Source organism: Actinosynnema sp. NPDC023587, assembly GCF_040640215.1.
GTDB lineage: Bacteria > Actinomycetota > Actinomycetes > Mycobacteriales > Pseudonocardiaceae > Actinosynnema.
On the sequence record NZ_JBFABG010000006.1, the window covers coordinates 14,883 to 41,641 of the forward strand.

The following is a 26,759-nucleotide window of genomic DNA, read 5'->3' on the forward strand; positions in this document are numbered from 1 at the left end:
CTCGGCGGCGACCCACCACCACCGCCGGTTGTACCGGCTGGAGAAGGGCTCGGCACCAGCCGGTCCGGGATCGCGCCCGGTCCGTCAGGCGACCGCCCGGGGCCGGGCCAGCGTGGAGAGCGCGAGGCCGAGCAGGGTCGCCAGGCCGCCCACCGCCACGTCGTTGACCAGCGATACCGGGCTCGGGCGCGAGGTCAGCCACGGGCCGGCGACGATCCACCAGCCGGCGGCGGTGAGCAGCGGGGCCGTCCAGCGGGCTTGTAACGGGGTCATGGCCGGTATCAGCGAGACGACCACGAGGACCGTGCCGCCGGTGAACGCGGCGGGCAGGGTCTGGACGCCGGAGAAGTCGTGGCCCAGGGTGATCGGGCTGGCGATCTCCCACAGGCCGAGCACCAGGGCGGTCGTGCCCAGCCACGAGATCAGGCGGGCGGGCAGGGTGGTCGGGGTCATGAAGTGGTCCCGGGGGTAGGGGGTGCTTTCCCCGGAACTACGTACCGGAGCGGTCCGCGGTTCACCTCAGTTCACCCCTCCGGGGTCATGAGGTCACCGACCGTCGACATCGCCGCCACCCGGCCGAGAACACGACTACTCTGAACGGCGGTACGAGTCGTCACAGCCCGCTGCGATGCAGTGGACACGGCTGGACATGGGCATCCGCACCTTGCGGGGACATTCGGCGCTCACCGACGTCCTGACCTGCACACCACCACGGGACCGACCGCCGCGAGCGCCTTCCCAGCACGTGACCGGGCGGGGCCCGAGCGGACCTCAGTGGTAGGAAGGCGGGGTGAGCAACGTGGAAGAGGGCCTCCGGGTGGCCCAGGACGAGGTCGTCACCCTCGCCAGTGAGCTGATCAGGATCGACACGACCAACACCGGGGACCCGGACACGCTGGTCGGGGAGCGCGCCGCCGCCGAGTGGGTGGCCGAGAAGCTGTCCGAGGTCGGCTTCGAGACGACCTACGTCGAGTCCGGGGCGAAGGGGCGCGGCAACGTCGTCGCCCGGCTGGCCGGGGCCGACCCGTCACGCGGCGCGCTGCTGGTGCACGGACACCTCGACGTCGTGCCCGCCGACGCGTCGGAGTGGTCGGTGCACCCGTTCTCCGGCGCGGTGCAGGACGGCTACGTCTGGGGGCGCGGGGCCGTCGACATGAAGGACATGGTCGCGATGACGCTGGCCGTCGCGCGGCACTTCAAGCGCAACGGCGTCGTGCCGCCCCGCGACATCGTGTTCGCGTTCCTCGCCGACGAGGAGGCCGGCGGCGTGTTCGGGGCCAAGTGGCTCGTGGACAACCGGCCGGAGCTGTTCGAGGGCGTGACCGAGGCGATCAGCGAGGTCGGCGGCTTCTCGATCACGCTGAAGGACGACGTGCGGGCGTACCTGGTGGAGACCGCCGAGAAGGGCATCCGCTGGCTCAAGCTCCGGGTGCGCGGCACCGCCGGGCACGGTTCGATGATCCACCACGACAACGCCGTGGCGAAGCTCGCGGCGGCGGTGACCAAGCTCGGTCAGCACCGCTTCCCGGTCGTGCTGACGCCGTCGGTCCGCGAGTTCCTGGCCGGCGTCTCGGAGATCACCGGCCTCGACTTCCCCGAGGACGACCTGGACGGCGCGATCGGCAAGCTCGGCGCGCTGTCGCGGATGATCGGCGCGACCATCCGGGACACCGCGAACCCGACCATGCTGTCGGCCGGCTACAAGGCGAACGTCATCCCGTCGATCGCCGAGGCCACTGTGGACTGCCGCATCCTGCCCGGTCGCGAGGAGGCGTTCGACCGCGAGCTGGCCGAGCTGCTGGGCCCGGACGTCGAACGCGAGTGGCTGGGCCTGCCGCCGGTGGAGACCACCTTCGACGGCGCGCTGGTCGACGCGATGACCGCGTCGATCACGGCCGAGGACCCCGGCGCGCGGGTGCTGCCCTACATGCTGTCGGGCGGGACGGACGCGAAGTCGTTCCAGGAGCTGGGCATCCGGAACTTCGGCTTCGCACCCCTGAAGCTCCCCGCCGATCTCGACTTCTCCGGTCTCTTCCACGGCGTGGACGAGCGCGTGCCCGTCGACGCCCTCCAGTTCGGCGTCCGCGTGCTGGACCGGTTCCTGCGCAACTCGTGAGACCGGGGGTGGGGTGTCCGGCCTGGGCACCCCACCCGGCGATCGGCGGCGAGGTCGCCGTTTCCGGTGGACGCGGGGCCGTGGATCACGCGGGGCGGTACCCGGCGAGACCGTCCGCCAGTTCTTCGTCATCGCCGTCGAGGGCACCGGAAAGGGCCTGCTGCAAGGCGAAGGTGCCCTGGTAGGCGGCGATGCGGTGGGCCGAGGAGCGCCACCCCAGGAGGGCGGTGACCCGGGCGACCAACTCCGGGCCGTAGCTCGCGCCGATCGCGGCCACGTCCTCCGCCGGGTCCCCGATCGCCGCGCCGTCCCAGTCCACGATCCCGGCCAGCTCCGGGCCGTCCACCCACAGCACGTTCTCGCCGCCGAGGTCGCCGTGGACCAGGCCCGTGGTCACGTGGTCCAGCGCGAGCACGGCGGCCAGCTCGCGTGCCGCGCGCTCCCGACCACGGCCGTCCATGAGCGGGAAGAGCTCGGCGCGCACCCCGTCGGCGAACTCGACCCACCGGCCGGGGGCGGCGGTGGGCACGCCGTCGAGTCCGTCCACTTCGGACATCGCGCGCAGCACGCGGGCGAACTCCCCCGCCACCACGTCGATCGCGGCCCGCGCGCCGGCCTGGTCGAGGGGCGCGCCGGGCACCCGGCTCAGGACCAGGTGGAACTCGCCCAGCGGCGCGGGCCGGAGCTCGGCCAGCGGGCGCGGGACCGCCGTGCCCAGGGCGAGGGTGTTCAGCGCGACCAGGAGGGCGGCCCGACCGGGCAGTTCGGCTGCGGCAGCGGCCGTCCGGGGGTAGCGGAGCACCCGGTCGGGGGTGATGACGACGTCGTGGAACTGACCGCTGTGCAGGCTCACGCGACCACATCCTTCCGCCGCGCGGCCCGGAAGGCCGGCGAATTCCGTCCTCACGCGCGGCGGGTGGCGACCAGCGCCCACCCCGGGGCGTAGTCGGCGACCTACCGCCGACCGACAATGTGGGGCGTGCGGCCGGTGAACTCGCGGTAGTCGCTCGGGACCGGCGCGCGGTGGCGGCGTTCACAGGCTGAGCCAGTTGCGCCCGGATCGTGGGCAGCGCGGGTTATTCCCCCGGTTTTCGCGCCGTCCCAGCAGGTGGTGGCCCCTGTCGAGGACCCCGGGGACCGTCGCAGACTGCGGATCACGTCCACGGTGCCGCACCGGAGATCGTGCCGAAGCGTGGACGGCCGCGCCCTGACCGGAGGTATCGGATGACCGTCGAAACGCAGTTGAACGAGGTAGACGTCCAAGCCGTGGGCGCGCTGGTCGCCGCCGTGCGGGAGAACCCCGCGAAGGCGGGCACCACCTGGGCCGCGCACGTCACGTGGCAGGGCGGTTTCCGCTCCGAGTCCAAGGTGCGTGGATTCGACCCGACGCCCTCGGACGAGCCGACCGCGCTGGGCGGCGGGGACAGCGCGGCCAACCCGGTCGAGCAACTGCTCGGCGCGCTGGGCAACTGCCTGGCGGTCGGGTACGCGGCGAACGCGACGGTGGCCGGGATCGCCCTCGACCGGCTCACCGTGGACGTGAAGGGCGACGTCGACCTGCACGTGTTCCTCGGGTTGCGGGAGGGGCACGCGGGCTTCGACTCGATCACGGCCACGGTGCGGATCGAGTCGACCGCGCCGCGTGCGGACCTGGAGGCGTTGCACGCCAAGGTGACCGGCTCCTCCCCCGTCGGGCACACGCTGGTCAGCGCGGTGCCGGTGACGATCGAGCTGGTCTGAGTAGCCGTTTCCGAGCTATTGGTGTTGGGTGAGCCGGCGACTGGTAATGCGGATCATGGGCCAGCGGACCATGGCCTCGTGGTGGTACGGGAGCCGTTCGCAGTCGCGGACGCAACGGCGGTGTCCGGTGATCCACGCCGGGGACCGTTCGACCACCTATCGGTCGGAGCAGCCGAAAGCGGGCCACGGTGAAGCCGGCAAGCAGGTTCCGCACGGAGCGGTCAGGAGCGCGCGGACGTGGGCGGCGACGTACCCGTCCCAGTCGGCCTGCCCGTCCAGCACCTGCCGCAGACGTCGTCGTGCAGTGGCCTCGCGACCAGCGGACCACAGCGCCCTTCCGATCTCGACCTGCCAGCGTGCCGCTCCGGCGGCGTCCGACAACTTCTCGCTCAACAACTTGGCGCGTCGGAGGTAGTCGATCGCGGCATCGGTTCTGTCTACTTCGGACATGAGGCATCCGAGAACTCCCAACCCCAGCGCGATCCCGGATCTGTCACCCCGCAGGACACAGTTTTCCAGGATCTCATCGGCACATCCGATCACTCGGTGCAGTCGACCTTGCGCCCGGTATGTCACGGCAAGCGAATGCAGGGCCGCTGCCGATGCGGCGTGGTCGTCCAGAGCACGAAAGACGGCCAGTTCCCGCATCCCGTGGCTTGCCGCGTAGCGGTAGTCGCCTCGTGCTCGGAGATACTCTGCGCCGCGCCGGAACGCCCTGGCCAGAACAGGTGACAGGGGTGCCGCACGGGACAGTGCGACGGCGAGGTCGTGGATGGCCAGGCACCACTCCATCTCGACGTCCCCGGGCACCAGTGGCCACACCGAAGCCAGCGCTTCGGCGACCGCCTCGACATCACGGTTCCCCGCGACCGCCTGGCGCAACGTGTCCAGGATGTGCCCACTCCGCGTTTCGAACCAGGTATCGAGTTCGGCTTGGTCGGCCGGAGCACGTGACCTGCTGGCCACATCTGGTCGGCCGAGCAAGGGCCGTGCTCGCCGTACCTCCCGGAGAAGCCGCTCCACCTCGCTGCTCATGAGATCACCGCCGAAGCACTCCGGCGCGGGGTCATGCCGTTGGATCTGGATCGGACGCCTCGGGACCACGACCGTCGTTGGTCGCTGCTGAACTCCACTCGCCCATCACACTGTGACGCGGCGCATCGGGGAAACGGGGCAAATCAACGACCTGCGGATTTTCCCCCTCGCATGACCACTCCCGGGCACCGACCGTCAAGCTTGATACCGGGCGTCCAGCCGAACCGACGAACCCACTCTCGACACCCTGTGCACCACGAACCCCTGAGGCACCGGCCCCACACCGCCCATCGGCACCCCCGCCGGCCCCTCGGAACCCAAGAAAACCGAGATGTCGTCGACGAGTCCACCGTGGACGAACTCGGATGCACCGTCACGTGCAACAGCAAGAAGGACCGAACGCGTCCCGCCCCGGTACAGCCCGGCCAACAGTTCCTCCGGCCCCGCTCCCTGTCGGATGACGGGCAACCGGAAGACGCCCTCGCCGTGGGCACCCGGCACGGCCTCGACCACGCGGCCGTCCTCGTGGACCACGACGTCCACACCTGCCGCAAGCGCACCGACCTGGCCCGCGCCGGCGGCAACGACCTGCCTGTTCGCGCCGATCCGGTACGCCCAGGTGACGTGAGGACGGCCGGAACGCAGCGCGTCCAGCCAAGGCCCCAGCACCAGGCGGGCCGCATCCGCGAGAACCCCGACTTCGACCTGGACCCCGGACGCACGCAACCGCGCCGCGCCGCCTTCCTCACGGGAGGTCGGGTCGATCAACGCGATCACGGTGCGGACGATTCCGGCGTCGAGCAATGCCTGACGACACGGCGGCGTCCGACCCTGGTGATTGCACGGTTCCAACGTCACCACCGCAGTCCCACCGCGAGCACGCTCACCCGCCGCCGTGAGTGCGTGCACCTCGGCATGCGGCTCGCCTTTGCGTTCGTGGTACCCCTCCCCCGCCACGCGTCCCGCCGAGTCCAGGATGACGCACCCGACCGGCGGGTTCGGACTCGTGCGCCCCAAACCGAACGCCGACAAGGCGATCGCTCGGTGCATCGCGTCGATCTCGATCTCCGACACGCTCACGACGCCTCGTCCAAGCCGGCCCTGAACGCCGCTACCGCAGGGAGGGCACGGTATGGCGCGAGCAGCGCGGCGACGGTCCGCAACTCCTTCTCCGTCCGGATGGAACCGACGCTGCGCGCGATGCCCAGGGCCTCGCCCGCCAGGTGGGCGGCGTACTCGGGTTCCCGCACCCGAGCCGCAGCCGTGGCGAAACGGCTCAGCGCCAGGCCGCGATCACGCCGGTAGGCAGGCGGGAGCACAGGGAGCGTCGACTCGAACACCCGGACGGCACGATCGGGCCTTCCCAGGGCAAGCCAGCACACCCCACGCTGCAACTCCAGGTAGGCAGCCGTGCAGAAAGACCCATGACCAGCACGTGCCTCGCCGGCCACGTCGTCCGCCGCCCACTGATGTGCTTCATCCAGCTTGTGCTGGGCCGAGACTTCATCACCGTCCAAGGCATACCCGTGCGCCTCCTGCTGGGTGATCGCGGCCCTCATCGGCCCGGTGAGGACGGCGTCCTCCCGCAGCGCAGCCGCCGCGAGCCCGATCGTCCGCGCGGCATCGGCAGCGGCTGTCGCCTGCTGGCTGCGCCGGAACAACGTCCAGGACAACATCATCCGGTCGTCGGACTCGTGAGCCCATTCCATCGCGCGATCGGACCAATGTTGCGCGAATAGCTCTTCCCCCGCATCTTCGTGCAGCCAAGCCGCCGACTCCGCGTACTGGGTGGCCAGCCTGACGAGCTCCTGCCTGGCTTGCCCGCGTGCGGGACGCATCGCCTCCTGCACCAGCCTGAGGTGACTGTGCACCGGGCCGAGCGCGAACCTGGGGCCGAACAAGTTGTCGGTCTTCACCAACAGGTGCCACTGCTCACGAAGGTGATCCACCAAGTCCGGGATCTGCGTAGGTGCGAGCCCGCTCAACGTCTTCGGCCGGCCCGCCACCCGCGAGGACGGCTCAGGAGCGGTTGCCGAGCCGTCCCGCAACGCCTGTTGCTCGCGCTTGGCCAACTGGCGCAGGGAGATCAGCGCGCTGCGTGCGTCCAGCGCGTTGTCGATCGCCTTGACCAGGTCAAACGAAGGCAAGTTCTGACCCGGGCGTTCGGCCATCGACACGTACTGGCGGGTGTAACCGATCACGGTGCCGAGTTGCGGCTGGCTGAGCCCGGCCTCCCGGCGACGTGCCCTGATCTCATGTGCCAGACGAACGGCGGCAGGCAGACGTTCGGCGGCGGCATCGTGTTCGTTGCTCATGTTTACGCTCCGCAGTGACCGGGAGTCCGGACGTCAGCCGCAAAACTCCTGGTAGCCGTTTTGCGCCCTTCCGTAATCATAGCTGGTACTGGTGGCATATCCGGTAACCACAGCGACGGCACCGAGGCGAGGAGACGAGCGTGCCAACGGGTCTGATCATGGGAATCGACGGATCGCCGACAGCGGCGTTGCGCCCCCACACACCACACGGCTCCTGCCGATGACGGGGGAAGAGCGCGAGTTCATCGCGTGGATCACGCGGATCAACAGCCGCATTGGACGGTATTGCGTACGGCTGATGGACGAAGTCGATACGTACTGCGGCCTTCGCGACAGCCGCAGTACGGGCCGGCTTTCTCTCCGACTACGCCTTGGCGCAAGCCATGGACGTCAACCGATCGACGCTCGCGCGAGTCGTTCGCGGCGACCTCCGGCCAGGCCCTGCGTTCATCGGGGGCGCGCTCACCGCGCTCGCTCCGCTGCGCTTCGAGGACTTGTTCACCGTCGAAGCGCAGAAGAGCCGGCCGCCCACCGCCCCCGCAACTCCCCCGGAAGCCCAAGAAGGTTTCCGGAGACCTTCCAGCCAGTCCTGAAAGGCAGCTCCGTGCAAGAACCCGGTGACACCCCGATGAACACGGCCGCCTCCGAAGCCTTCCAGGATGAGCCAGCCGTGCAGAACGCCGATGCCCCGTCGGATATCGGCTTCGATCAACCCACGATGTTCTCGATCGTGTTGGGAGGCGAACCGGACGAAGCCGAGGTCGCAGGTTGGGGACTGGCGTTCCACGACCATGTCCAGGTCTGCCTCGAAGACGGCGGACGGCTGACGAGTTCCTCTGCCGAAGCCGCCGCCGCCTTCGTCAGCTTGTCCGAAGGTGAATACGCTTCGACGCACGTCGCGTGGTACGTCAGTCGTCTGCACAGCGCACGCTGACATCGAGGTCACCATGCCCTCGGTGTCGCTCATCGACCTCCACCGAGACCGCAGGGCGTACGAATAGGTGGACGTCACGTCGGTCGGACTCGGACGTTTTCGAGCCACCACAAAATCCAGCCGCACCACGCCGACTTGCCTCGCCGAACCACCCGACGTCGAGATGTCACGAGGTCATGGACGTAGCCACAGTTAAGCGCTGGTCTCACGTGGATGTTTTGGCGAGTTGTGTGAAGCAGATCAGTGTTGCAGCGAGGGTGGCGAAGGCGCAGTGGTTGTCGGCGTGACGTTCGTGGCGGATGACCAGGCAGCGGTGGCCGAACAGCCAGGCGATCGTGCGTTCCACGACCCATCGGTGTCGGCCGAGTCGTTCGGAGGAGTCGACGCCCTTGCGGGCGATGCGCGGGATCGTGCCGCGCCCGCGTAACCAGCGGCGGAGGTGGTCGATGTCGTAGGCGTTGTCCGCTTGCAGTTTCGCGGGCTTCGACCGGCGCGGTCCGCGTCGGGACCGGACGCGCGGAAGGGCGCGGAGCATCGGCTTGAGTGCCTGGCTGTCGTGCAGGTTGCCCGGTACCGCCCGACCACCACCGGGCACGACTGGGCCTCTCGCCGGCGTACCCCGCTTTCAGCCGATGTGCCCGGCGATGCCGGAGGGCCATGCTGGCAGGAGCCCAGCTCGGCCACCTTCCGCGAAGGGGTTCATCGTGCGAAGACTTCTCCGCGCCCTGCTCGCCGTCACCGGCGTCGTGTCCCTCCTCGTCCTGCCCTCCATCGCCCCGGCACAGGCCGCGCCCCGTCTCGGAGTCCTCGGCACCGGCCTGGAGTGCACCGTGTTCCCGAGCGCGACCATCCCGCCGGTCTACGGCAACTACTGCTACTCGTCGACACCGGCAGCCAGCTCCGTCGTCGCCTTCGAGGTGCAGGCACCCACCCCCGGTCACACCTACGAGTGGTCGCTCTCCGGTGACCTGCTGCCGTCGAGTTGCACGGCCACGACGTCGAAGTGCTTCGTGCCGGTGAACACCGCACAGGTCGAACGCCACCTCTACGCGACGGTGAGGATCATCGCGGGCACCCAGACGATCGCCGTGTACTCGGCTCACGGCTGGGCCGTGCACGCCTGACCCGCCGCCTGCGCATCCCCGACCGCGCGGCGTGGTCGTCGCCGCACCGGCCCGGGGATCGACGGCCACGTCGTCCGGGGGCGCGCGGCCCGGGGTCCTGCCACGAAAACCTTGCCGTCAACGGTGAATTTATCGGGACAACCGTTGCTTTGGGACAGACGTCCGGTAGGCAACCCCAAAGTGTGCAGGTCTACCGCCGTCTGCGGTACCTACCGTAAGCCCTATTTCGCGAGCCCTCGGAATGCGACGCTTCGCTGGTTCGGCCGGGGCCACCGCACACCGCCCATACCTGCTGGGCGGGGACGGCCGGGCGTTTCCCTGCCTCACGAGGAGCATTCGGATGAAGCACAGAACCCTGGGTGCGGCGGTCGCTCTCGCGGCCCTCGCCTGGGTGACGACGTCCGCGGGGCCCGCGCTGGCGACCGAAGCCCAGCAGCCCGGCGGAACGGCGACGGCCACCGCGCTCGCACCACCGAACATCGACGTGGCGGCGGTGCAGGGTCACCTGACCCAGTTCCAGTCCATCGCCTCCAGCAGCGGGGGCAACCGGCGCGCGGGCAGCAGCGGGTACACCCAGTCGGTGGCCTACGTGAAGGCCAAGCTCCAGGCCGCGGGCTACACCGTGGCCGAGCAGCGGTGCACGGGCTGCACCTACGTGTCGAACAACCTGATCGCGGACTGGCCCGGCGGCGACGCCAACCAGACGATCATGTTCGGCGCGCACCTCGACGGCGTGTCGGCGGGTCCGGGCATCAACGACAACGCCTCGGGTTCCGCCGCGCTGCTGGAGAACGCCCTCCAGCTCGCCGCGCGCAACCCCACGATGACCAAGCACGTGCGGTTCGCGTGGTGGACCGACGAAGAACAGGGCCTCAACGGGTCCCGGTTCTACGTCGGCCAGTTGACCGCCGCGCAGAAGTCGGCGATCAAGGCCTACTACAACTTCGACATGGTGGGCTCGCGCAACGCGGGCTACTTCATCAACAACATCAACACCGCCGCCGCGGCACCGCTGCGGGAGTACTGGACGTCGCTGAACCTCTCCCCCGAGGAGAACGTCGAAGGCGCGGGCCGGTCGGACGACGCGTCCTTCCAGCGCGCGGGCATCGCGTCCTCGGGCTACGCCACGGGCGCGTCGGCTCGCAAGACCAACGCGCAGGCGCAGAAGTGGGGCGGCACGGCCGGCGGGGCCTACGACTCGTGCTACCACAGCTCGTGCGACACGACGAGCAACATCAACCCGACCGCGCTGGACCGCGCGTCGGACGGCATCGCCCACACGATCTGGAAGCAGGCCGTGAGCGACGCGCCGGCGAGCGACTTCTCGCTGGCGGTGAACCCGTCCTCGGGTTCGATCCAGGTCGGCAACACCGGGACGTTCACGGTCAACACCCAGACCACGTCCGGTGCGGCGCAGAACGTGTCGCTGACCGCGACCGGCCAGCCCAGCGGCGTGTCGGTGGCGTTCACCCCGTCGACCGTGCAGTCCGGTTCGTCGTCCACGGCCACGGTGTCGGTCGGCTCGTCGGTGGGCGCAGGCACGTACGCGATCACCGTGCGGGGCGCGGGCACGGTCACCAAGACGGCGACGTACACGCTCACCGTGACCGGTAACGGCGGCGGTGACGAGTTCTCGCTGTCGTTGAGCTCGTCCTCGGGCTCGGTGGAGGTCGGCAACTCCGGCACGTTCTCGGTGAACACCGCGACCACGTCGGGCTCGCCGCAGAACGTGGCGCTCTCGTCGAGCGGTGCGCCCAGCGGTGTCAGCGTGGCGTTCAACCCCTCGACCGTGCAGTCGGGCTCGTCGTCCACGGCGACCGTGACGGTCGCGGCGACGGCGACCGCCGGCACGTACACGATCACGGTGACCGGCTCGGGCAGCTCGTCCCGCTCGGCCACCTACACCCTGACCGTCACCGGCGGTGGCGGTCCGGGCGGGTGCGACGGCACGACGGCGTGGAGCGCTTCGGCGTCCTACGTGCCGAACGACCTGGTGTCGCACAACAGCCGCAAGTGGAAGTCGGTGTGGTACTCGTCCGGCTCGGAGCCGGGCCACCCGAACTCCTGGGCGGTGTGGCAGGACCAGGGCGCTTGCTGATCCCGCGTTCCTGACCGACGGCGGCTGCCGGCCCACCCGGGCCGGCGGCCGCCGTCGCACTCCGCGCCGGACCTCCGCGCAGGCCTTCCGCCTCTCCGCACCGGAGCGGGGCGGCGGTCAACCGTCCTGGCCCCTGGTCCACGAGTCCAGCGCGATGAGGGTCTTGGTGCCGGTCACCTGGTGGTGGCGGCGGATCTCGTCGATGGTGCGCTGGAGGTGGGCCATGTCCCGCACCCGCAGCCACACCAGCGCGTCGGGGTCGCCCGCGATGGTGAACACGGCCTGCGCCTCGGGCATCCGGGTCGTCGTGTCGAGGATGTCGGAGACCTTGGTGGTGCCGACGAACCTCAGCTCGGTGAACGCCTCGATCCCCCACCCGAGCTTGGCGTGGTCGATCTGCACGGTGAACCCGGTGATGACGCCGATCTGCGTCAGCCGGTCGATGCGCCTCTTGACCGCCGCCGTGGACAGGGTGACCCGGCCCGCGATGTCGGACAGGGTCCGGCGCGCGTCCTCGCGGAGCAGCGCGAGGATCTCGTGGTCGGTGGCGTCGAGTTCTTCCGGCACATCCGCCAGGATAGTCCCCCACGCAAAAGATTCGCGAAAAACCTGCGGGTGAGCACCGATCTTTGCGTCGGACGGGGGAAAACCGGACCGGATGTTGCGCTGCGCTCCGCCACCGTGTGGTGTGACCCACACCGCATCGGTGTCGAGTGAAGGAGCACGGCGTGGAGGCGTTCACGTTGGAGGACCGCTACCTCCGGGAGGACGGGATCGTCCACCTCAGCGGGGTGCAGGCCCTGGTGCGGGTGCTGTTCGACCGGGTGCGCCACGACCGGGGGCGCGGCGAGGACACCGCCGTGTTCGTCTCCGGCTACGAGGGCTCGCCGCTGGCCGGCTACGACCTGGAGCTGGCCCGCCGGGCCGCGCTGCTGGACGAGCACGCCGTGGTGCACCGGCCCGGCCTGAACGAGGAGCTCGCCGCCACCTCGGTCATGGGCAGCCAGCTCACCGGCGCGCTGCCCGGCCGCCGCTACCGGGGCGTCACGGGCGTCTGGTACGGCAAGGCACCCGGCCTGGACCGGGCCACCGACGCGCTGCGGCACGCCAACCTGGCCGGCACCGACCCGCACGGGGGCGCGGTGGCGCTGGTGGGCGACGACCCGAACGCGAAGTCGTCCACGGTGCCGTGCGCGTCCGACCTGGCGCTGGCCGACCTGGCGATCCCGGTGTTCTTCCCGGCCGACTCGCAGGACGTGCTGGACCACGGCCGGCACGCGGTGGAGCTGTCCCGCGCGGCGGGCGTGTGGTCGTCGCTGAAGATCGTCGCGAACGTCGCCGACGCGTCCAGCACCGCCCTGGTCGCCCCGGGGTGGGCCGCGCCGGAGATGCCCGGCCACGCCTACCGCCACCGGCCCACCTCCCGCCTGCTGGGCGCGGAGCTGGCGGGGCTGGAGCGCAGCCTGTACGCGGTGCGGCTGCCGCTGGCCCTGGAGTACGTGCGGGTGTCGGGGGTGAACCGGATCGTCCGGGGCCGCGCGGGCGACCGGATCGGGATCGTCACGGCCGGCAAGTCGTACCTGGACGTGCGGCAGGCGCTGGACCGGCTCGGCCTGACCGGGGACACCCTGTCCCGGCACGGGATCAGGCTGCTCAAGCTCGGCGTGATCCACCCCGTCGAGCCGACGATCGTGCGCGAGTTCGCGGACGGCCTGGACACCGTGGTCGTCGTGGAGGAGAAGCGGTCGTTCGTCGAGGCCGCGATCAAGGACGTCCTGTACGGCCGCGCGAACGCGCCCGCCGTGCACGGCAAGACCGGGCCGGACGGCCGGGCGCTGTTCGGCGAGGTCGGCGAGCTCGACCCGGACGGCATCGCCGCCGGCCTGGCGCGGCTGCTCGCGCCGCTGGGCATCGGATCGGTGGACGCGTGGCGGCAGCGCGGCCGGCGGGAGCGGATCGCGGTGCCGCTGCTGGCCCGCACGCCGTACTTCTGCTCGGGCTGCCCGCACAACTCGTCCACGAAGGTGCCGGAGGGCACGATCGTGGGCGGCGGCATCGGGTGCCACACGATGAGCCTGTTCATGGACCCCGAGCAGGTCGGCTCGCTGGTCGGGGTGACCCAGATGGGCGGCGAGGGCACGCAGTGGATCGGCATGGCCCCGTTCGTGGAGACGCCGCACTTCACCCAGAACATCGGCGACGGCACGTTCACCCACTCCGGCAGCCTGGCGGTGCGCGCGGCGGTCGCGGCCGGTGTGAACGTCACCTACAAGCTGCTCCACAACTCGGCCGTGGCGATGACCGGCGGTCAGGAGGCGGTCGGCGGGCTGCCCGTGGAGAAGATCGCCGCGCTGCTGCTGCTCGAAGGCGTGCGGAGGGTCGTGGTGACCAGTGACGCGCCGCGCGCGCTGCGCCGCCGGTCGTTCCCGGCGGGCGTCGAGGTCCGGGACCGCTCGGAACTGCTGCGCACGCAGGAGGAACTGGCCGGGATCGCGGGCGTGACCGTGCTCATCCACGACCAGGAGTGCGCTGCGGAGAAGCGGCGCAAGCGGCGGCGCGGCAAGCAGGAAGCGCCCGCGACCCGCGTGGTGGTCAACGAGCGGGTGTGCGAGGGCTGCGGCGACTGCGGCACCAAGTCCAACTGCCTGTCCGTGCAGCCGGTCCCGACCGAGTTCGGCCGCAAGACCGCGATCCACCAGTCGTCGTGCAACGTCGACTACTCGTGCCTGGACGGCGACTGCCCGTCGTTCCTGACCGTCGTGCCCGGTGGGGGCGAGCCGCGTCGTCGGGAGGCCGTGGAGCTGGCCGCCGACGCCGTGCCCGAGCCGGTGTGGGCCGGTCCGGACTTCGCGGTGCGGATCACCGGCATCGGCGGCACGGGTGTGGTGACCGTGGGCCAGATCCTCGCCACGGCGGCGGTGCTGGACGGGCGGCACGTGCGCACCCTCGACCAGACCGGGTTGGCGCAGAAGGGCGGCGCGGTGGTGTCGGACCTGAAGGTCACGGCCGTGCCGACCGACCGCGCGGCCAAGCTGGCGGCCGGCGAGTGCGACCTGTACCTGGCGTGCGACGCGCTGGTGGGCGCGGACCCGGCCAACCTGGCGTCCACGGACCCCGCGCGCACGGTGGCCGTGGTGTCCACGACCGAGGTGCCGACCGGGAAGATGGTCGTGGACACGTCGGTGGCGTTCCCCGAGCCCGGCCGCATCCGGTCGGTGCTGGAGTCGGCGACGGCGCGGACCGTGGCACTGGACGCGCGGGCCGTGGCCGAGGAACTGTTCGGAGACGGGCAATTCGCGAACATCCTGCAACTGGGCGCGGCCTACCAGACCGGCGCGCTGCCGCTGCCGGCGTCGGTGATCGAACGGGCCATCGAGCTCAACGGCGTGGCGGTGGCGGCGAACCTCCAGGCGTTCCGGCACGGTCGGCAGTTGGTGGCCGAGCCCGCAGCCGAGCGGAGCGCACCGGTGGAGTCCACCCGGCCCCTCTCCCCCGCCGCTGCGGCGGTCCGGGCGCTGGTGCGGGCCGAGCCGGGGTCGGAACTGGCACGGGTGCTGGACATCCGGGTGCCGGAGCTGGTGGCGTACCAGGACGAGCGCTACGCGCGGGCGTACGTCGACTTCGTGGAGCGCGTGCGGGTGCTGGAGGACGGGCCGACCGACGTGACGGTGGAGGTGGCCCGGAACCTGTTCAAGTTGATGGCGTACAAGGACGAGTACGAGGTGGCGCGGCTGTCGCTGGACCCCGCGCTCGACGCGAAGATCAAGGCCGAGTTCGGCGAGGGCGCACGGGCGGCGTACCGCCTGCACCCGCCGGTGCTGCGCGCGCTGGGGATGAAGAAGAAGATCGCACTGGGCCCGTGGTTCCGCCCGGTGTTCCGGGTGCTGGCGGCGGGCCGGCGGTTGCGCGGGACGCGACTGGACCTGTTCGGCTACGCGCACGTGCGGCGGGTGGAGCGGGAACTGGTGGCCGAGTACCAGGCCGCCGTGGTGCGCGCGTTCCGGGAGTCCGATGTGGACCGTGCGGCGGTCGCGGAACTGGCCGCGCTGCCGGACATGGTGCGCGGGTACGAAGAGGTGAAGCTGGCCAACGTTCGGCAGTACCGGGAGCGGCAACAGAAAATCCTGGCCCGACTGGCCGACGTCGTTCCCTCTGCTTGACAGAGCGAGGCGGCGGAGCCTTCACCACGTATGTGCGGTGAAGGCTCCGCCGGCACTACGACTGCTGAAGGATGATGGCGAACTCCGCGTCGAACACCTTCACAGCCTCTCGATCTCCGTCGAAGTACGCCTCCCGGAAACCCGGCTCTTGCCCTGGGCCCGGACTCATCTTGAGGTGGCCGCGCTCGTCGATCGAACACGTCCAGTTGGACGGCGATCGCGACGTACTCCTGCCCCATTTCCACCCAGGGGCTGTTCAACCCGGGTTCGCCGGTGGCCGGGTAGATGATCGACTCGCAGCGAACCCGCATAAAGCTCCCCTGATTTTCGGGGTATCGACTCCCGGGAAGTGTGGGCTTGTAGTCCATGTCGTAGCCGAACTTCCCGGTGACACTATTGTCGTAAAAGTGCACCATCCTCTTCTCGCCGGTCTGCGGGCGGATGTGGGAGTGCACGGCTCCCGGTCGATCAGGGGAACACGCGGCTTACCTGCGACAAGATCGGAGACATCGCCGAACGACTTCGCTTCCGGCAAGAAACCCAAGAGCACCAGGCGCTGGAGCGCTTCATCATCATGGAAGGAGAGCATCCAGGGACCTCGGAGTGATCAGTCGTCACCATCACCAGTCTCAGTCACCCCGTGGGTCCGCAGTCGGCAGACCTCCGCAATCGGCCTCAAGGCTTCAGGCCGCCAACACTTCCGACCGGATTTCCACTGCCGGGAAAATCGTCACGTTCAGGCGGACGACGTGACAGGGGCCGGACAGCCGCACCGACAGACCCACCTCGGGACCCTTCGAGATCAACGACATCCCGTCCAGACCCTCGCAGAAGAAGTCCACCGCGCCCAAGGGGCCGCCGTTGACCCGCACCCGCACGGAACGCTCGACCAAGTCGTAGCTGAAGCGCAACTCGGTATCGCCCGAAGCCACTTCGACCATGTACGTAGCCGTACCCCCGTCGAGCAGCACCGGCGACACGCCGAGAGCTTCGACGAACTCCTGGTCGGTCGGCACGGCAATATCGGTCGTCAATGTCTGTCACCCTTCGGAATGATCGTGGTGAGTACGGAGTGTACCGTCTCCCATAACCTCCCAGGTGGACTCCATCACCAAGAAGCCGTAGGGGCCACTGAGCAGCGACTCCCGCACTTCATAGGTCCCGTGCTCATTGCTGAACACCTTCTTCCGATTCTGCGGACCCTTCACGGCATCATGCAGGTTGTCGATGATCAGTTGGCGACCTTCCGGTACGTCGGTGATACCGATCCGATTGAAGTCGAGTTCGTTCTGGATGCTCCTCGGCGTGTTGTGCGGGTGGTCCTTGGCCCTCCGAAGAGGTAGTCCCACTTCTTCTCGTCGATCTCGATCCCCGGAACCGGCGTCGCGCACTTCTCCAGCAGGTCCGCTTCCCACGACGTGTCCGAGTTCGACTCCTCGGTCGGCCACGTCGGCGACCGCAGGGAGTTGTTCACGTTTTGGACGACCGAACCGTTCTGCTCCAGCAAGTCTGTGTAGACCGACGAGTACGACCGGTTCACGTCGTCCACCGGGTGGGCGTAGTCGCCCGCCAGGTGCGACCGGGACTGCGGCGACGAGGACACCGGCGGGGTGCGGCCGTTGCCGAACAGCGGTTGGGTCAGCGCTTCGGGGACCGGCAGCGGGTTGCTGCGGCCGAACTCGCGGGCCGCTTCCCTGGCCGCGTCGGCCGGGTCGGCGCGGTACTGGTCGTTGGAACCGGAATTCGTGCCGGGCGGGGTGCGGACACCGGGCTGGTTGTCCCCGTCACCCTTGCCATTGCCGGGTGGCGGGTTCAACGGCAGTGGCGAGGCGCACAACGCCGGCAGCAACAGGCACAGCCAGTTGCTCGGGAAGTGGCCCGTCGGGTCCGTGTAGTTCGTCGAAGCGCCCAGTCCGTAGGTGTACCGGTTGGCCGGCCCGGACGGGGTGCCCGGCAACGGGTAGTCGTCACGCGAGGCGAACCCGCCCATGGCCGGGCTGCACCAGCGGGCGGTCATGTTGACCTGGCCGGTGTCCGGGTCGGTCCAGTCGCCCTGGTAGCCCAGGGAGTGCTTGGTCCCGCTGGTGGCGGTCACCGTGCCGGCCGGGTCGAGGGTGGCGACGAGGTCGCCGCGCCCGTCGCTCACCGCCGAGCGCTCGACGGTCCGGGCGCTGGTGCAGGCCGCCGTGGTGCGCGCGTTCCGGGAGTCCGATGTGGACCGTGCGGCGGTCGCCGAACTGGCGGCGTTGCCGGACATGGTGCGCGGGTACGAAGAGGTGAAGCTGGCGAACGTCCGCCAGTACCGGGAGCGGCAACAGAAAATCCTGGCCCGCTTGGCCGATGTCCCGGTGCCGTCGGCGTGACCACTGTTCCCGGGGGATCGGTGCCGGCACCGATCCCCCGGGAATTTCGGCTTGAAGCTGTTCCGAGTCGCCGGGTCCCACTGACTGATCCGTCACCGGTGGACGCCGCAAGCGGCACGGCTACCGGTCGGTGATCTCGTCCGGCCCGTTCGCGGCGAACTCCTCGTCATCCTCCCTGCCCTCCGCTTTCAGGTCCCACCGGTCGGCCGGGCGGCGGTGAGGGCATCCGGGCGTCCGGTGTGGACCGTGCGGCGGTCGCGGAGCCGGCCGCGCTGCCGGACATGGTGCGCGGGTACGAAGAGGCGAAGCTCACGAATGTCCGCCGGTACCGGGATGGACAGCAGGTCGGCCCGGCGGGTCGGCCGGCGGTGTGCTCGCGCCACCGGGCCGGGTCGGGTCGGCGGTGCGCTAGGGTGGGCGGCCGGCGGGTGTTCAGCACAGCAGCACCCCGACCCAGAGCCCCCGCCGCCGACCCCTGGTCGTCGTTGCGGGGGTACCGCCTGTCGAGGGGTGCACAGCAGATGACACGTCACGCGAACGCCTCCGTCCCGGGACTGGCCGCCGAGCTGGTCGAGATGGCCCGGCTGACCGAGGACGAGGAGCACCAGGCGGTCGCCCGCCGGTTCGCCGACCACCTGGTCCGCAGCGTCCCCGGCTGTGACCTGGCCTTCCTCGCGGTCACCGGCGACGACGGCTTCGAGATCACCATGACCACCGGCCACGCCCCGCTCGGTCCCGTGCCGGACGACGGCGTGGCGGGCGGGGGCGACCCGATCCGCGAGGTGCTCCGCTACCGCGAACCCCGCCGGCTGGGCGACACCGCCGGGGACGGCCGGTGGCCGCTGTTCGCCTCGCGGCTGGCCGTGCACGGCTTCCGGAGCTGCCTGGTGCTCCCCCTGCCCACCGAGCGCTCCCCCACCGCCGCGCTGACGCTGCTCTCCCGCGAGCCCCACCGGTTCAACGACCACTCCTACGACCTCATCCTGCTGATCGCCCTGCACGCCGGCGTCGCGCTGGACAACGCCGACCTGCTCGACCACAGCAGGCAGCTCGTGCGGCACCTGACCACCGCGCTCGGCACCCGCCACACCATCGGTCTGGCCCAGGGCCTGCTCATGCGCCACTTCGCCACCGACGCCGAGAGCGGTTTCTCGCTGTTGCGCCGGGCCTCGCAGGACGCCAACCGCAAGCTCCGCGACGCCGCGTCCGACCTGGTGGACGCCCACGAGCGGGGCGGGTTCCACGAGGCGCTGACCCGGTACCGCCTCGTCGGCGGCGTGGCACCGGAATCCGACGGCGCGCGGAGCTGACCCGGGCCGGCCGGCACGTCAGCTCGTGGGGTCGACGAACTCGGGCTGGTCGAGCAGTCGCAGCCAGCTCCCGTCCGGCTGGCGGCGGACGACCTGCGCCCGCGCGCCCGAACCGTCCTTCGGCGGGGTCGAGGTGAGCGCGATGTCCTCGCTGACCAGCGTGGGCAACGGCGTTTCCAGTTCGAACCGGGGACCGTTGGCCAGCACCCGCGCCCACAGCTCGCGGATCGCCTCGCGGCCCACCGTCCGCCCGCCCGGCGGATAGGCCAGCACGGCGTTCTCCTCGTAGAGCGCCGCGACCCCGGCCGCGTCACCGGCGTTGGACCGCTCCACGAACAGGCGGGTGATGTCTTCCGGTCGCATGGCCTTCTCGTAGTCCGTCACGCGTTCCTCCTCGGCTGTGGTGTCCCCACCAGCCTCACCACCGACCGGCCAGAAGTCCAACAGATGGTTCCGATGGCAGCTAGAATCCACAGTCATGGAACTGCGGCAACTGGAGTACTTCGTCGCGGTCGCGGAGGAGCGCAACTTCACCCGCGCCGCCGAGCGCGTGCACATCAGCCAGTCCGGGGTGAGCGCCCAGATCCGCCAGTTGGAACGGGAACTGGGCGCGGACCTGTTCGACCGGTCCGCGCGGACCGCCACGCTCACCACGGCCGGGAAGGCGGCGCTGGAGCACGCCCGCGCCGCGCTCGCGGCGGCCGAGGCGGTCGGGCAGGCGGTGGGCGAGGTGACCGACCTGATCCGGGGGCACCTCACCGTCGGGATGGTCAACGGCTGCACCATCACGCCCCTGTTCGACGCGCTGGCGGCGTTCCACCGGGCGCACCCCGGCGTCGGGATCTCGGTGCGCGAGGCCGACTCCGACGAACTCGTCGAGTCGGTGCGCGCGAAGACCGCCGACCTCGCCCTGGTGGGGACCGCGAACGCCACCCCACCCGGTCTGGACGCCCTGACCATCATCAGCGAACGGCTGGTCGCGGCGGCACCGCCCGGCCACCCGGCGACGGAGGGCCGCCTCACCCTGCGGGACCTGGTCGCGCACCCGCTGGTGTGCATGCCGCCCGGAACCGGCCTGCGCGCGGTGTTCGACCAGGCGTGCGCGGCGCGGGACCTGCGCCCGACCATCGCGTTCCAGGCCGGTGCGGCGGACGCGATCGCCGACCTGGCGGCGCGGGGGCTGGGTGTCGGCCTGCTGAGCGAGTCGATGGCCGCCCACCACACCGACCGGCTCACCGCCGTGCCGATCGACGACGTGGCGATCCCCGCTCTGCTCGCCCTGGTCTGGCACCCGACCCGAGGCCCGGCCGTGCGCGAACTGGTCGCCCACTGCCGACGGGCGTTCGCCGAGTCCCCCTGACCATCCCGGTCCCGGTACGGCACGGCGGACGACGTGGGCGCGTAGGGTCAGGGGTATCCGGGTCCCGCTCGCCCCGGCATCACCCGCACCGGCCACCGCGCCGGTTCCTGCGCGAGAGCCTCGGCTGACCGTGGTCGGACCGGAGATCGGAGCACCGACATGACGTCGGGCCCACCCCCCACGCCCTTCCCCGCCGACCGGTCGCGGCCCCTGCCCCGGCTGCGCCTCAAGCCGCCCGCGCTGCCGGTGGGCCACGTGGACGGCGCGTGGTGGCCGCGATCGCGTGACCTCGTGGCCGAACTGCCGGCGCTGGCCGGAGCGCTCGCCGACCGGCTCGGCGTCGTGGAGCGGGTGGTCTTCGCCCGGACTTTCTGGGGCACCGCGCCGGAGCACGTCGAGTTCGACGGGAGGACCGTCACGCTGCTCGGGTTCGCCGCGCTGGACACCGACGTCGTGCAGGTCTCCAGCACCGATCACCGGCACGTCGACCTGCTGGTCGTGCCACCGGACGCGGACGGCCGGGCGGCCGATCGCGCGCTGGCCCTCGCCTCGGCGTCGGACCACACCCGCCTGCCCGCCCAGATCCTCGCCGCCGCCGGGATCGCCTCCGGGCCAACCTCCGGACCCGCCTCTGGGTCCGCTTCTGGGCCCGCTTCTGGGCCCGCGCCGGCCGTGGGCGAGCACCCGCCCGTCCACCGCACGCGGCACCGCACCCACTCCGGACGGGGTCGCGGCCTGCCGACCGGATAGCGGGCACCGGAAAGCCGAAGCTCCCGCACTCCGTTGTGCGGTCGCAGGGGGTGCGGACGGGGCGCGGTCTCAGCCGGTGAGCGGGATGGTGAACTTCGGGGCCGAGCCACCGGTGCTGGACACCGTCGTCGTGGCCTCGACGGGCGTGCCGGACGAGCCGTGGGTGATCCGGTGGACCACCAGGACCGGCGCGTCGACCGGGATGTCCAGGGTGTCCGCCTCGTGCCGGCTGGGCAGGCGGGCGTCGAGCTGCACGGTCGCCACGATCGGGTCCAGACCGGCGTTGCGCAGCAGCGGGGTCAGGTCCGGGTGCGGCGTGTCGTTGCGGTCGGAGATGTCGTGACCGGTGTGCCGCTCGATGGTGCTGGCCACGACCTTGGGCAGCCACTGCTGGTCGATGCTGGTCACCCTGGTACCCGTGTGGTGGTGCCGCACGCGGTGCACCACGAGGCTGCCGGTGGTCAGGCCGAACCGGCCGGCGATGTCCGGGCCGGCGGCGGTCCAGCCGCTGAGCACCACCTTCGGGTAGGTCGCGCCGTCCGGCAGCATCCTCGGCGGCTGGGGCTGCGACGGGACCGTCGTGCCGCAGACCAGCGTGCCCAGGCCCTGCTTGGACGTCGCGACGCCCTGCGCGACCAGCACGGCCACGGCCGCGCGCGCGGTGCCCCGGGCCACGCCGAACCTGTCCATCAGCTCGTGCAGGGTGGGCAGTGCACTGCCCACCGGGTATTCGCCCCGGTCGATGGCACCGATCAGGTGATCGGCGATGAGCCGGTACTTCACGTCTTCCACGTCGCCTCCCCCAAGCCGAATCTCACCGCAGGGACGTGAGCTGGGCGCACTTAGTAACGAACCGTTCGATACTCTGCTATGGTCTGGACCACTTGTCAAGGGCTTGGACCTGCTAGCGTGCGCGTCGAGAGCACGGAAGCGAGGCACGCGTGTCATCCGGATCGGCGGCTACCGGGCCCCACGTGCTGCGGCGGATCAACGCCGCGGCCGTCCTCAACGCGCTGCGCGACGCCGACGGCCACACCTCCACCGTGTCCGACCTGGTCGTGGCCACCGGGTTGTCCCGGCCGGCGGTCACCCGCGCCCTGACCGCGCTGTCCGACGCGGGCATCGCCGAGTTCTCCAGCCCCACCGAGCACCAGATCGGCCGCCCCGCCCAGCGCGCCCGCTTCCGCGCCGACCTGGGCCACGTCGCGGGCATCGACGTCGGGCCGCACAAGGTCCTGGTGATGATCGCCGACCTGGCCGGCACCGTGCTCGCCGAGCGCGAGGCCGCCAGCCCGACCGGACCCGACATGGTCCCCCTGCTGCGCAGCACGCTCACCGACATCGCCGTCGAAGCGGGCGTGACGCCGACAGACCTGTGGTCGGTCGCCGTGGGCACGCCCGGGATCGTGGACCACGAGCGCGGCGAGGTCGTGCTGGCCCCGAGCATCCCCGGCTGGTCCAGCCTGCCGGTGATCGCCGAGCTGCGCGAGTGGCTGGGCTGCCCGGTCGGCATCGAGAACGACGTCAACCTGGCCGTGGTCGCCGAGCGGTGGCGCGGCGAGGCGGGCGACAACCTGCTGTTCGTGCAGTGGGGCGAGCGCATCGGCACCGGGATGGTGATCGACGACAAGCCCTACCGGGGCGCGTCGTCCGCCGCCGGCGAGCTCGGGTTCATCGACCTGGTCACCGACCTGGACGACGAACCCAAGCCACCGACCGACGGGCTGGGCGCGTTCGAACGGCTGGTCGGCACGGGCGAGATCCTCCGGCTGGGCGTGCAGCGCTGCGACAGCCCGCTGCGCGACCGGCTCGCCGAGTGCGCCGACATCGCCCCGCTGTTCGAGGCGGCGGAGGCCGGCGACCCGGCGGCGGCCTCGGTGGTGGACACCATCGCGACCCGCTTCGCACGGGGCCTGGCCGTCCAACTCCTGATCATGGACCCGCAGCGGGTCGTGGTCGGCGGCGGGGTGTCCCGGGCGGGCGACGTGCTCTTCGACGCGGTCCGCAAGCGCCTCGGCCGGCTGCTGCTGGTGCCGGTGGACCTGCGGGTGTCGGCGCTGGGCGCGGGCAACGTCGCCCTGGGCGCGGTCCGCATGGCGCTGGACCACGTCGAGCACCGGCTCACCGCCCTGCTCTAGCCGAGCGCCACGCGGGCCGGGTGCCGGTCGGACAGGTCACCGACACCGGGCACGTCCACTGTGGACGGTCCGGTGACCGGAACGCGGCGCGGGCGACCACCGGCCCACTTGCCGACGTGCCCCCGACCGACGAGGGTGTGCGCATGGGCGCTGCTGAAGAACGCGACGGCGTGTCGCTGACCAACCTCGACCAGCCGTTGTTCGAGGGGGCCGACGCCACCAAACGCGACCTCGTCGACTACCTGGACGCCGTGCGCGACCGGATTCTGCCCACCCTGGCGGGGCGGCCCTTGTCCGTGGTGCGCGTGCTGCGCGGTCAGGACCCGTTCATGCAGAAGAACGTCCCCAAGTACACGCCGGACTTCGTGCGCACGGTGCCGGTGTGGGCGGACGCGTCCAAGCGGAAGGTCAACTACGCCCTGTGCGACGACCGCCGGACCCTCCTGTGGTTCGCCAACCAACGCGCGGTGGAGTACCACGTCCCGCTCAGCCTCGCGGACGACCGCGAACACCCCCAGTACGTGGTCCTCGACCTCGACCCGCCGGAGGGCGAGCCGTTCGACGCCGTGGTCGGTGCCGCACGACTGGTCCGGGCGGCGCTGGCCGACGCCGGCCTCACCGGCGCGGTGAAGACCAGCGGGGCCAAGGGGTTGCACGTGTTCGTGCCGGTCGCGGCGAGCGACGACGACGCGGCGGCGGCGACCCGCGCGCTGGCCGCCCGCGCCGAGCGGATCGACCCCGGCACCGCCACCACCGCCTACATCCGCGAGGAGCGCGAGGGCAAGGTGTTCCTCGATTCGACCCGCGCGTACGGGGCGACGGTGGTCGCCGCGTACAGCCCCCGGATCCGCCCCGGCACGCCGGTGTCGTTCCCGGTGTCGTGGGACGACCTGGACCGGGTCACCCCGCGCGACTTCACCCTGCGGACCGCCGTGGACCTGCTCGGCGGCGACGACCCGTGGGCGGCGCGCCTGCCCGCGCCGCAGCGGCTCCCCGAGGACCTGGTGGCCGAGGGTCGGGAGATCCCGGTCGCCCGCGTCGTGGCGATGCACGAGGGCAAGCGACGCGCGAAGGCCCGCCGGGAGGAGGGCGCGGAGTAGCACTCGGACCAACCACCACTGTATTTATTCCACACTGAAATAATAGAGAATATAAAGCTGTCGCTTTGCGGCCGAATGTGTCACGACGTTCGTCGCTACCGCCGAGTTGCCGCAGGCCGCAGGCTCGACACCGGCTATCCCTACACCCCTGCGGAGGCAGCCATGTCCTTCAAGAGGACGACGCCGCTGGCGAGCGCCCTGCTCCTCGCCACGGCTTTGCTGAGCCCACCAGCGGCCACAGCGGCACCGAGCGCGTCGGCCGCGCCGGACATCCCGTTGGCCAACGTCCAAGCGCACCTGAACAGCTTGCAGACGATCGCCAACAACAACGGCGGCAACCGGGCGCACGGCCGGCCCGGCTACCGCGCGTCGGTGGACTACGTCAAGGCCAAGCTCGACGCCGTGGGCTACACGACGTCGATCCAGCAGTTCACGCACGGCGGCGCGACCGGCTACAACCTGATCGCCGACTGGCCCGGCGGCGACGCGAACAACGTCCTGATGCTCGGCGGCCACCTGGACAGCGTCAACGCCGGCCCCGGCATCAACGACAACGGCACCGGGTCGGCGGGCATCCTGGAGGTCGCGCTGACCGTGGCGCGGGAGAACCTCAAGCCGCAGAAGCACCTGCGGTTCGGGTGGTGGGGCGCGGAGGAGCTGGGCCTGATCGGGTCCACCTACTACGTGAACCAGCTCCCCGCGGCGGAGAAGTCGAAGATCAAGGCGTACCTGAACTTCGACATGACCGGCTCGCCCAACCCCGGCTACTTCGTCTACAGCGCCAGCGGTCAGCCCTCCGGGTCCGTGCAGCTCCAGCAGACGCTGGAAGCCGGCTTCAGCGGCAAGGTGGCCACCGAGCTGACCTCCGTCGGCGGGCGCTCCGACCACGCGGCGTTCGCGCGGGCGGGCATCCCGATCGGCGGCCTGTTCACCGGCGCGGAGGTCACCAAGACCGCCGCCCAGGCGTCGAAGTGGGGCGGCCAGTCGGGCGTGGCGTTCGACCGCTGCTACCACCGGTCGTGCGACACCACGGGCAACATCGACAACACCGCGCTGGACCGGATGACCGACGTCATCGCCTACGCGCTGTGGACGTTGGCCGGCACGGGCACCCCGCCGGACGGGAAGAAGTTCACCAACGACGACGACCTGACCCTGCCCGACCAGGCCACCACCGAGAGCTCGATCACCGTGTCCGGCGTCTCCGGCAACGCGCCCTCGGCGCTGGTGCTCGGCGTGGACATCACCCACACCTACCGCGGCGACCTGGTGATCGACCTGGTCGCACCGGACGGCACGGCGTTCCGGGTGAAGAACTCCGGCAACGACAGCGGCGACAACCTCGTGACGACCTACACGGTCAACGCGTCGGGTGAAGCCGCTGACGGCGTGTGGAAGCTGCGCATCCGCGACGCGGGCCCGCAGGACGTCGGCAAGCTCAACAGTTGGTACCTCCAGTTCTGAGGTGAGACCGGCGGCGATCCGCCCGCCGCCGGTTCCCGACCGCACTCGGCCAACCGTCCCCCCGGCCGCTACCGCTCCGGCTCGGCGTCCGCGTCCGGCTCCGGCTCGGCGTCCACCGCCGCGACGGTGCCCGGGTTCGACTCGGCGACGGTGACCGGGTCGGCGGCGGGGCTCGGGTCGGGCGTGGTCTCGCGCAGGTCCTCGGCGATCACCTTCGCCTCGTCGATGAGCTGCCGGGTCCGCACCAGGTCGGCTTCGTCGGGTTCGGTCATGGCACACCTCCCGCACCGGGGTTGCCGGCCCGGGTCGGGCCAAACCGTCAGCGGTGCACGGCCTTGACCTCCTCGGTCCACCACCGGGGTTCCGGGCGGACCCAGCGGCCCAGGAACAGCACCAGCAGGGACCCGACCAGGCCCAGCAGGGTCGCGGGCCACGCCCAGGCCCGCCGCGCGCCCAGGGCCGACTCGCAGGCGGCCACGTTCTCCGCCACCTCGGCGGTGCGCCTGTCGTGCGGGTCGTAGGTCACCGAGCCGGGCAGACCGGTGGCGGGGCTGCCGCACGCGACTTCAGCGCCCCGCGCGCCGGTCACCTCGACGGTGGTCAACAGACACGTCCCACCGATGAAGAGCGTCGAGGCGAACAGCAGGACCAGTGCGGTGTGCAGGTATGGGTTCACGGAGAACTTCGCCCTGTCCGTCACCCCTCCATCCTCCTCGTTCCGAGGGCTGGTTGTCGTCTGGAAACTTCCGGTT

General features: G+C 70.9%; 25 protein-coding genes and 1 pseudogene. 13 read left to right on the forward strand and 13 right to left on the reverse strand.

Annotated elements, in window-relative coordinates:
• Positions 1-84: 84 nt before the first annotated feature.
• Entirely contained in the window at positions 85-453 is a 369-nt protein-coding gene (locus AB0G01_RS17730; RefSeq protein ID WP_360946565.1) for a hypothetical protein, read from the reverse strand.
• A 346-nt stretch (positions 454-799) separates the two neighbouring features.
• Between AB0G01_RS17730 and AB0G01_RS17735 the strand changes: the two genes are divergently transcribed.
• A complete protein-coding gene (locus tag AB0G01_RS17735; protein WP_360947384.1) occupies positions 800-2,116 on the forward strand; it encodes a M20/M25/M40 family metallo-hydrolase in 1,317 nt (438 codons plus the stop codon).
• An 85-nt stretch (positions 2,117-2,201) separates the two neighbouring features.
• Here the strand turns inward: AB0G01_RS17735 and AB0G01_RS17740 are convergent, their stop codons facing one another.
• Positions 2,202-2,969 carry an aminoglycoside phosphotransferase family protein gene (locus AB0G01_RS17740; RefSeq protein ID WP_360946568.1) on the reverse strand — a complete coding sequence of 256 codons (768 nt, stop codon included), beginning with the start codon at positions 2,967-2,969 and terminating at the stop codon, positions 2,202-2,204.
• 371 nt (positions 2,970-3,340) lie between these two features.
• Between AB0G01_RS17740 and AB0G01_RS17745 the strand changes: the two genes are divergently transcribed.
• The gene (locus AB0G01_RS17745; RefSeq protein WP_360946571.1) at positions 3,341-3,856 is read left to right on the forward strand and encodes an OsmC family protein; all 516 of its coding nucleotides are present in this window, start codon (positions 3,341-3,343) and stop codon (positions 3,854-3,856) included.
• 156 nt (positions 3,857-4,012) lie between these two features.
• Here AB0G01_RS17745 and AB0G01_RS17750 read toward each other — a convergent pair whose 3' ends face one another.
• The 3 genes from AB0G01_RS17750 to AB0G01_RS17760 form a co-directional block, all read right to left on the reverse strand.
• Positions 4,013-4,891, reverse strand: a complete 879-nt coding sequence (locus AB0G01_RS17750; protein WP_360946574.1) for a hypothetical protein — start codon at positions 4,889-4,891, stop codon at positions 4,013-4,015.
• 195 nt (positions 4,892-5,086) lie between these two features.
• Positions 5,087-5,971: a bifunctional diaminohydroxyphosphoribosylaminopyrimidine deaminase/5-amino-6-(5-phosphoribosylamino)uracil reductase RibD gene (gene ribD, locus AB0G01_RS17755; protein ID WP_360946577.1), complete on the reverse strand. Its 885-nt coding sequence runs from the start codon at positions 5,969-5,971 to the stop codon at positions 5,087-5,089.
• Positions 5,968-7,206: a helix-turn-helix transcriptional regulator gene (locus tag AB0G01_RS17760; protein WP_360946580.1), complete on the reverse strand. Its 1,239-nt coding sequence runs from the start codon at positions 7,204-7,206 to the stop codon at positions 5,968-5,970. Before AB0G01_RS17760 ends, ribD begins: the two co-directional genes overlap by 4 nt.
• A gap of 628 nt (positions 7,207-7,834) precedes the next feature.
• Here AB0G01_RS17760 and AB0G01_RS17765 point away from each other — a divergent pair.
• Positions 7,835-8,140: a hypothetical protein gene (locus tag AB0G01_RS17765; protein WP_360946588.1), complete on the forward strand. Its 306-nt coding sequence runs from the start codon at positions 7,835-7,837 to the stop codon at positions 8,138-8,140.
• A gap of 205 nt (positions 8,141-8,345) precedes the next feature.
• Here AB0G01_RS17765 and AB0G01_RS17770 read toward each other — a convergent pair.
• Positions 8,346-8,705: pseudogene (locus AB0G01_RS17770) on the reverse strand (transposase); the annotation flags it as partial.
• Between the two features lie 139 nt (positions 8,706-8,844).
• On the opposite strand from AB0G01_RS17770, the gene AB0G01_RS17775 reads away from it, so the two are divergent.
• Positions 8,845-9,264: a hypothetical protein gene (locus AB0G01_RS17775; RefSeq protein WP_360946591.1), complete on the forward strand. Its 420-nt coding sequence runs from the start codon at positions 8,845-8,847 to the stop codon at positions 9,262-9,264.
• Positions 9,265-9,604: 340 nt separating this feature from the next.
• Entirely contained in the window at positions 9,605-11,362 is a 1,758-nt protein-coding gene (locus tag AB0G01_RS17780) for a M28 family peptidase (RefSeq protein WP_360946594.1), read from the forward strand.
• Positions 11,363-11,479: 117 nt separating this feature from the next.
• Here the strand turns inward: AB0G01_RS17780 and AB0G01_RS17785 are convergent, their stop codons facing one another.
• On the reverse strand, positions 11,480-11,929 hold the full coding sequence (locus AB0G01_RS17785; protein WP_360946597.1) for an Lrp/AsnC family transcriptional regulator: 450 nt from the start codon (positions 11,927-11,929) through the stop codon (positions 11,480-11,482).
• A 161-nt stretch (positions 11,930-12,090) separates the two neighbouring features.
• Here AB0G01_RS17785 and AB0G01_RS17790 point away from each other — a divergent pair, with 161 nt between their 5' ends.
• On the forward strand, positions 12,091-15,522 hold the full coding sequence (locus AB0G01_RS17790) for an indolepyruvate ferredoxin oxidoreductase family protein (RefSeq protein ID WP_360946600.1): 3,432 nt from the start codon (positions 12,091-12,093) through the stop codon (positions 15,520-15,522).
• Positions 15,523-16,205: 683 nt separating this feature from the next.
• On the opposite strand, the gene AB0G01_RS17795 is transcribed toward AB0G01_RS17790, so the two are convergent.
• The gene (locus AB0G01_RS17795; RefSeq protein ID WP_360946603.1) at positions 16,206-16,556 is read right to left on the reverse strand and encodes a hypothetical protein; all 351 of its coding nucleotides are present in this window, start codon (positions 16,554-16,556) and stop codon (positions 16,206-16,208) included.
• 197 nt (positions 16,557-16,753) lie between these two features.
• Positions 16,754-17,668, reverse strand: coding sequence for an RHS repeat-associated core domain-containing protein (locus AB0G01_RS17800; RefSeq protein ID WP_360946606.1), 915 nt, complete (start codon positions 17,666-17,668; stop codon positions 16,754-16,756).
• Between AB0G01_RS17800 and AB0G01_RS17805 the strand changes: the two genes are divergently transcribed.
• Together AB0G01_RS17805 and AB0G01_RS17810 are read left to right on the forward strand one after the other, a co-directional pair.
• Positions 17,637-17,885: a DUF6537 domain-containing protein gene (locus tag AB0G01_RS17805; RefSeq protein ID WP_360946609.1), complete on the forward strand. Its 249-nt coding sequence runs from the start codon at positions 17,637-17,639 to the stop codon at positions 17,883-17,885. The two genes, AB0G01_RS17800 and AB0G01_RS17805, sit on opposite strands and share 32 nt — an antisense overlap.
• Positions 17,886-18,406: 521 nt before the next feature.
• Complete coding sequence (locus AB0G01_RS17810; protein WP_360946612.1) at positions 18,407-19,195, forward strand: GAF and ANTAR domain-containing protein; 789 nt, start codon at positions 18,407-18,409, stop codon at positions 19,193-19,195.
• An 18-nt stretch (positions 19,196-19,213) separates the two neighbouring features.
• Here AB0G01_RS17810 and AB0G01_RS17815 read toward each other — a convergent pair whose 3' ends face one another.
• Positions 19,214-19,579 (reverse strand): nuclear transport factor 2 family protein, encoded by a 366-nt coding sequence (locus AB0G01_RS17815; protein WP_360946615.1) that lies wholly within the window; start codon positions 19,577-19,579, stop codon positions 19,214-19,216.
• A gap of 94 nt (positions 19,580-19,673) precedes the next feature.
• Between AB0G01_RS17815 and AB0G01_RS17820 the strand changes: the two genes are divergently transcribed.
• Together AB0G01_RS17820 and AB0G01_RS17825 are read left to right on the forward strand one after the other, a co-directional pair.
• Complete coding sequence (locus AB0G01_RS17820) at positions 19,674-20,555, forward strand: LysR substrate-binding domain-containing protein (RefSeq protein WP_360946618.1); 882 nt, start codon at positions 19,674-19,676, stop codon at positions 20,553-20,555.
• Positions 20,556-20,714: 159 nt separating this feature from the next.
• Entirely contained in the window at positions 20,715-21,305 is a 591-nt protein-coding gene (locus AB0G01_RS17825; RefSeq protein ID WP_360946621.1) for a DUF5994 family protein, read from the forward strand.
• Between the two features lie 69 nt (positions 21,306-21,374).
• Here the strand turns inward: AB0G01_RS17825 and AB0G01_RS17830 are convergent, their stop codons facing one another.
• Positions 21,375-22,097, reverse strand: coding sequence for a GntR family transcriptional regulator (locus AB0G01_RS17830; RefSeq protein WP_360946624.1), 723 nt, complete (start codon positions 22,095-22,097; stop codon positions 21,375-21,377).
• A gap of 149 nt (positions 22,098-22,246) precedes the next feature.
• On the opposite strand from AB0G01_RS17830, the gene AB0G01_RS17835 reads away from it, so the two are divergent.
• The 3 genes from AB0G01_RS17835 (at position 22,247) to AB0G01_RS17845 (ending at position 26,007) form a co-directional block, all read left to right on the forward strand.
• Positions 22,247-23,443, forward strand: coding sequence for an ROK family transcriptional regulator (locus tag AB0G01_RS17835; RefSeq protein WP_360946627.1), 1,197 nt, complete (start codon positions 22,247-22,249; stop codon positions 23,441-23,443).
• 143 nt (positions 23,444-23,586) lie between these two features.
• The gene (locus AB0G01_RS17840; protein ID WP_360946630.1) at positions 23,587-24,543 is read left to right on the forward strand and encodes an ATP-dependent DNA ligase; all 957 of its coding nucleotides are present in this window, start codon (positions 23,587-23,589) and stop codon (positions 24,541-24,543) included.
• A gap of 162 nt (positions 24,544-24,705) precedes the next feature.
• A complete protein-coding gene (locus AB0G01_RS17845) occupies positions 24,706-26,007 on the forward strand; it encodes a M28 family metallopeptidase (protein ID WP_360946633.1) in 1,302 nt (433 codons plus the stop codon).
• A 68-nt stretch (positions 26,008-26,075) separates the two neighbouring features.
• On the opposite strand, the gene AB0G01_RS17850 is transcribed toward AB0G01_RS17845, so the two are convergent.
• Both AB0G01_RS17850 and AB0G01_RS17855 read right to left on the reverse strand, forming a co-directional pair.
• Positions 26,076-26,279, reverse strand: a complete 204-nt coding sequence (locus AB0G01_RS17850) for a hypothetical protein (RefSeq protein ID WP_360946636.1) — start codon at positions 26,277-26,279, stop codon at positions 26,076-26,078.
• Between the two features lie 47 nt (positions 26,280-26,326).
• Positions 26,327-26,707, reverse strand: coding sequence for a hypothetical protein (locus tag AB0G01_RS17855; protein WP_360946639.1), 381 nt, complete (start codon positions 26,705-26,707; stop codon positions 26,327-26,329).
• Positions 26,708-26,759 lie beyond the last annotated feature (52 nt).

What these genes read in the sequence shown, in the direction of transcription:
- AB0G01_RS17825 (WP_360946621.1), top strand. Translation starts at nt 20,715, where the DNA reads ATGACGTCGGGCCCACCCCCCACGCCCTTCCCCGCCGACCGGTCGCGG.
- AB0G01_RS17750 (WP_360946574.1), bottom strand. Translation starts at nt 4,891, where the DNA reads ATGAGCAGCGAGGTGGAGCGGCTTCTCCGGGAGGTACGGCGAGCACGG.
- AB0G01_RS17745 (WP_360946571.1), top strand. Translation starts at nt 3,341, where the DNA reads ATGACCGTCGAAACGCAGTTGAACGAGGTAGACGTCCAAGCCGTGGGC.
- AB0G01_RS17730 (WP_360946565.1), bottom strand. Translation starts at nt 453, where the DNA reads ATGACCCCGACCACCCTGCCCGCCCGCCTGATCTCGTGGCTGGGCACG.
- AB0G01_RS17810 (WP_360946612.1), top strand. Translation starts at nt 18,407, where the DNA reads ATGACACGTCACGCGAACGCCTCCGTCCCGGGACTGGCCGCCGAGCTG.
- AB0G01_RS17780 (WP_360946594.1), top strand. Translation starts at nt 9,605, where the DNA reads ATGAAGCACAGAACCCTGGGTGCGGCGGTCGCTCTCGCGGCCCTCGCC.
- AB0G01_RS17850 (WP_360946636.1), bottom strand. Translation starts at nt 26,279, where the DNA reads ATGACCGAACCCGACGAAGCCGACCTGGTGCGGACCCGGCAGCTCATC.
- AB0G01_RS17760 (WP_360946580.1), bottom strand. Translation starts at nt 7,206, where the DNA reads ATGAGCAACGAACACGATGCCGCCGCCGAACGTCTGCCTGCCGCCGTT.
- AB0G01_RS17820 (WP_360946618.1), top strand. Translation starts at nt 19,674, where the DNA reads ATGGAACTGCGGCAACTGGAGTACTTCGTCGCGGTCGCGGAGGAGCGC.
- AB0G01_RS17845 (WP_360946633.1), top strand. Translation starts at nt 24,706, where the DNA reads ATGTCCTTCAAGAGGACGACGCCGCTGGCGAGCGCCCTGCTCCTCGCC.
- AB0G01_RS17765 (WP_360946588.1), top strand. Translation starts at nt 7,835, where the DNA reads ATGAACACGGCCGCCTCCGAAGCCTTCCAGGATGAGCCAGCCGTGCAG.
- AB0G01_RS17840 (WP_360946630.1), top strand. Translation starts at nt 23,587, where the DNA reads ATGGGCGCTGCTGAAGAACGCGACGGCGTGTCGCTGACCAACCTCGAC.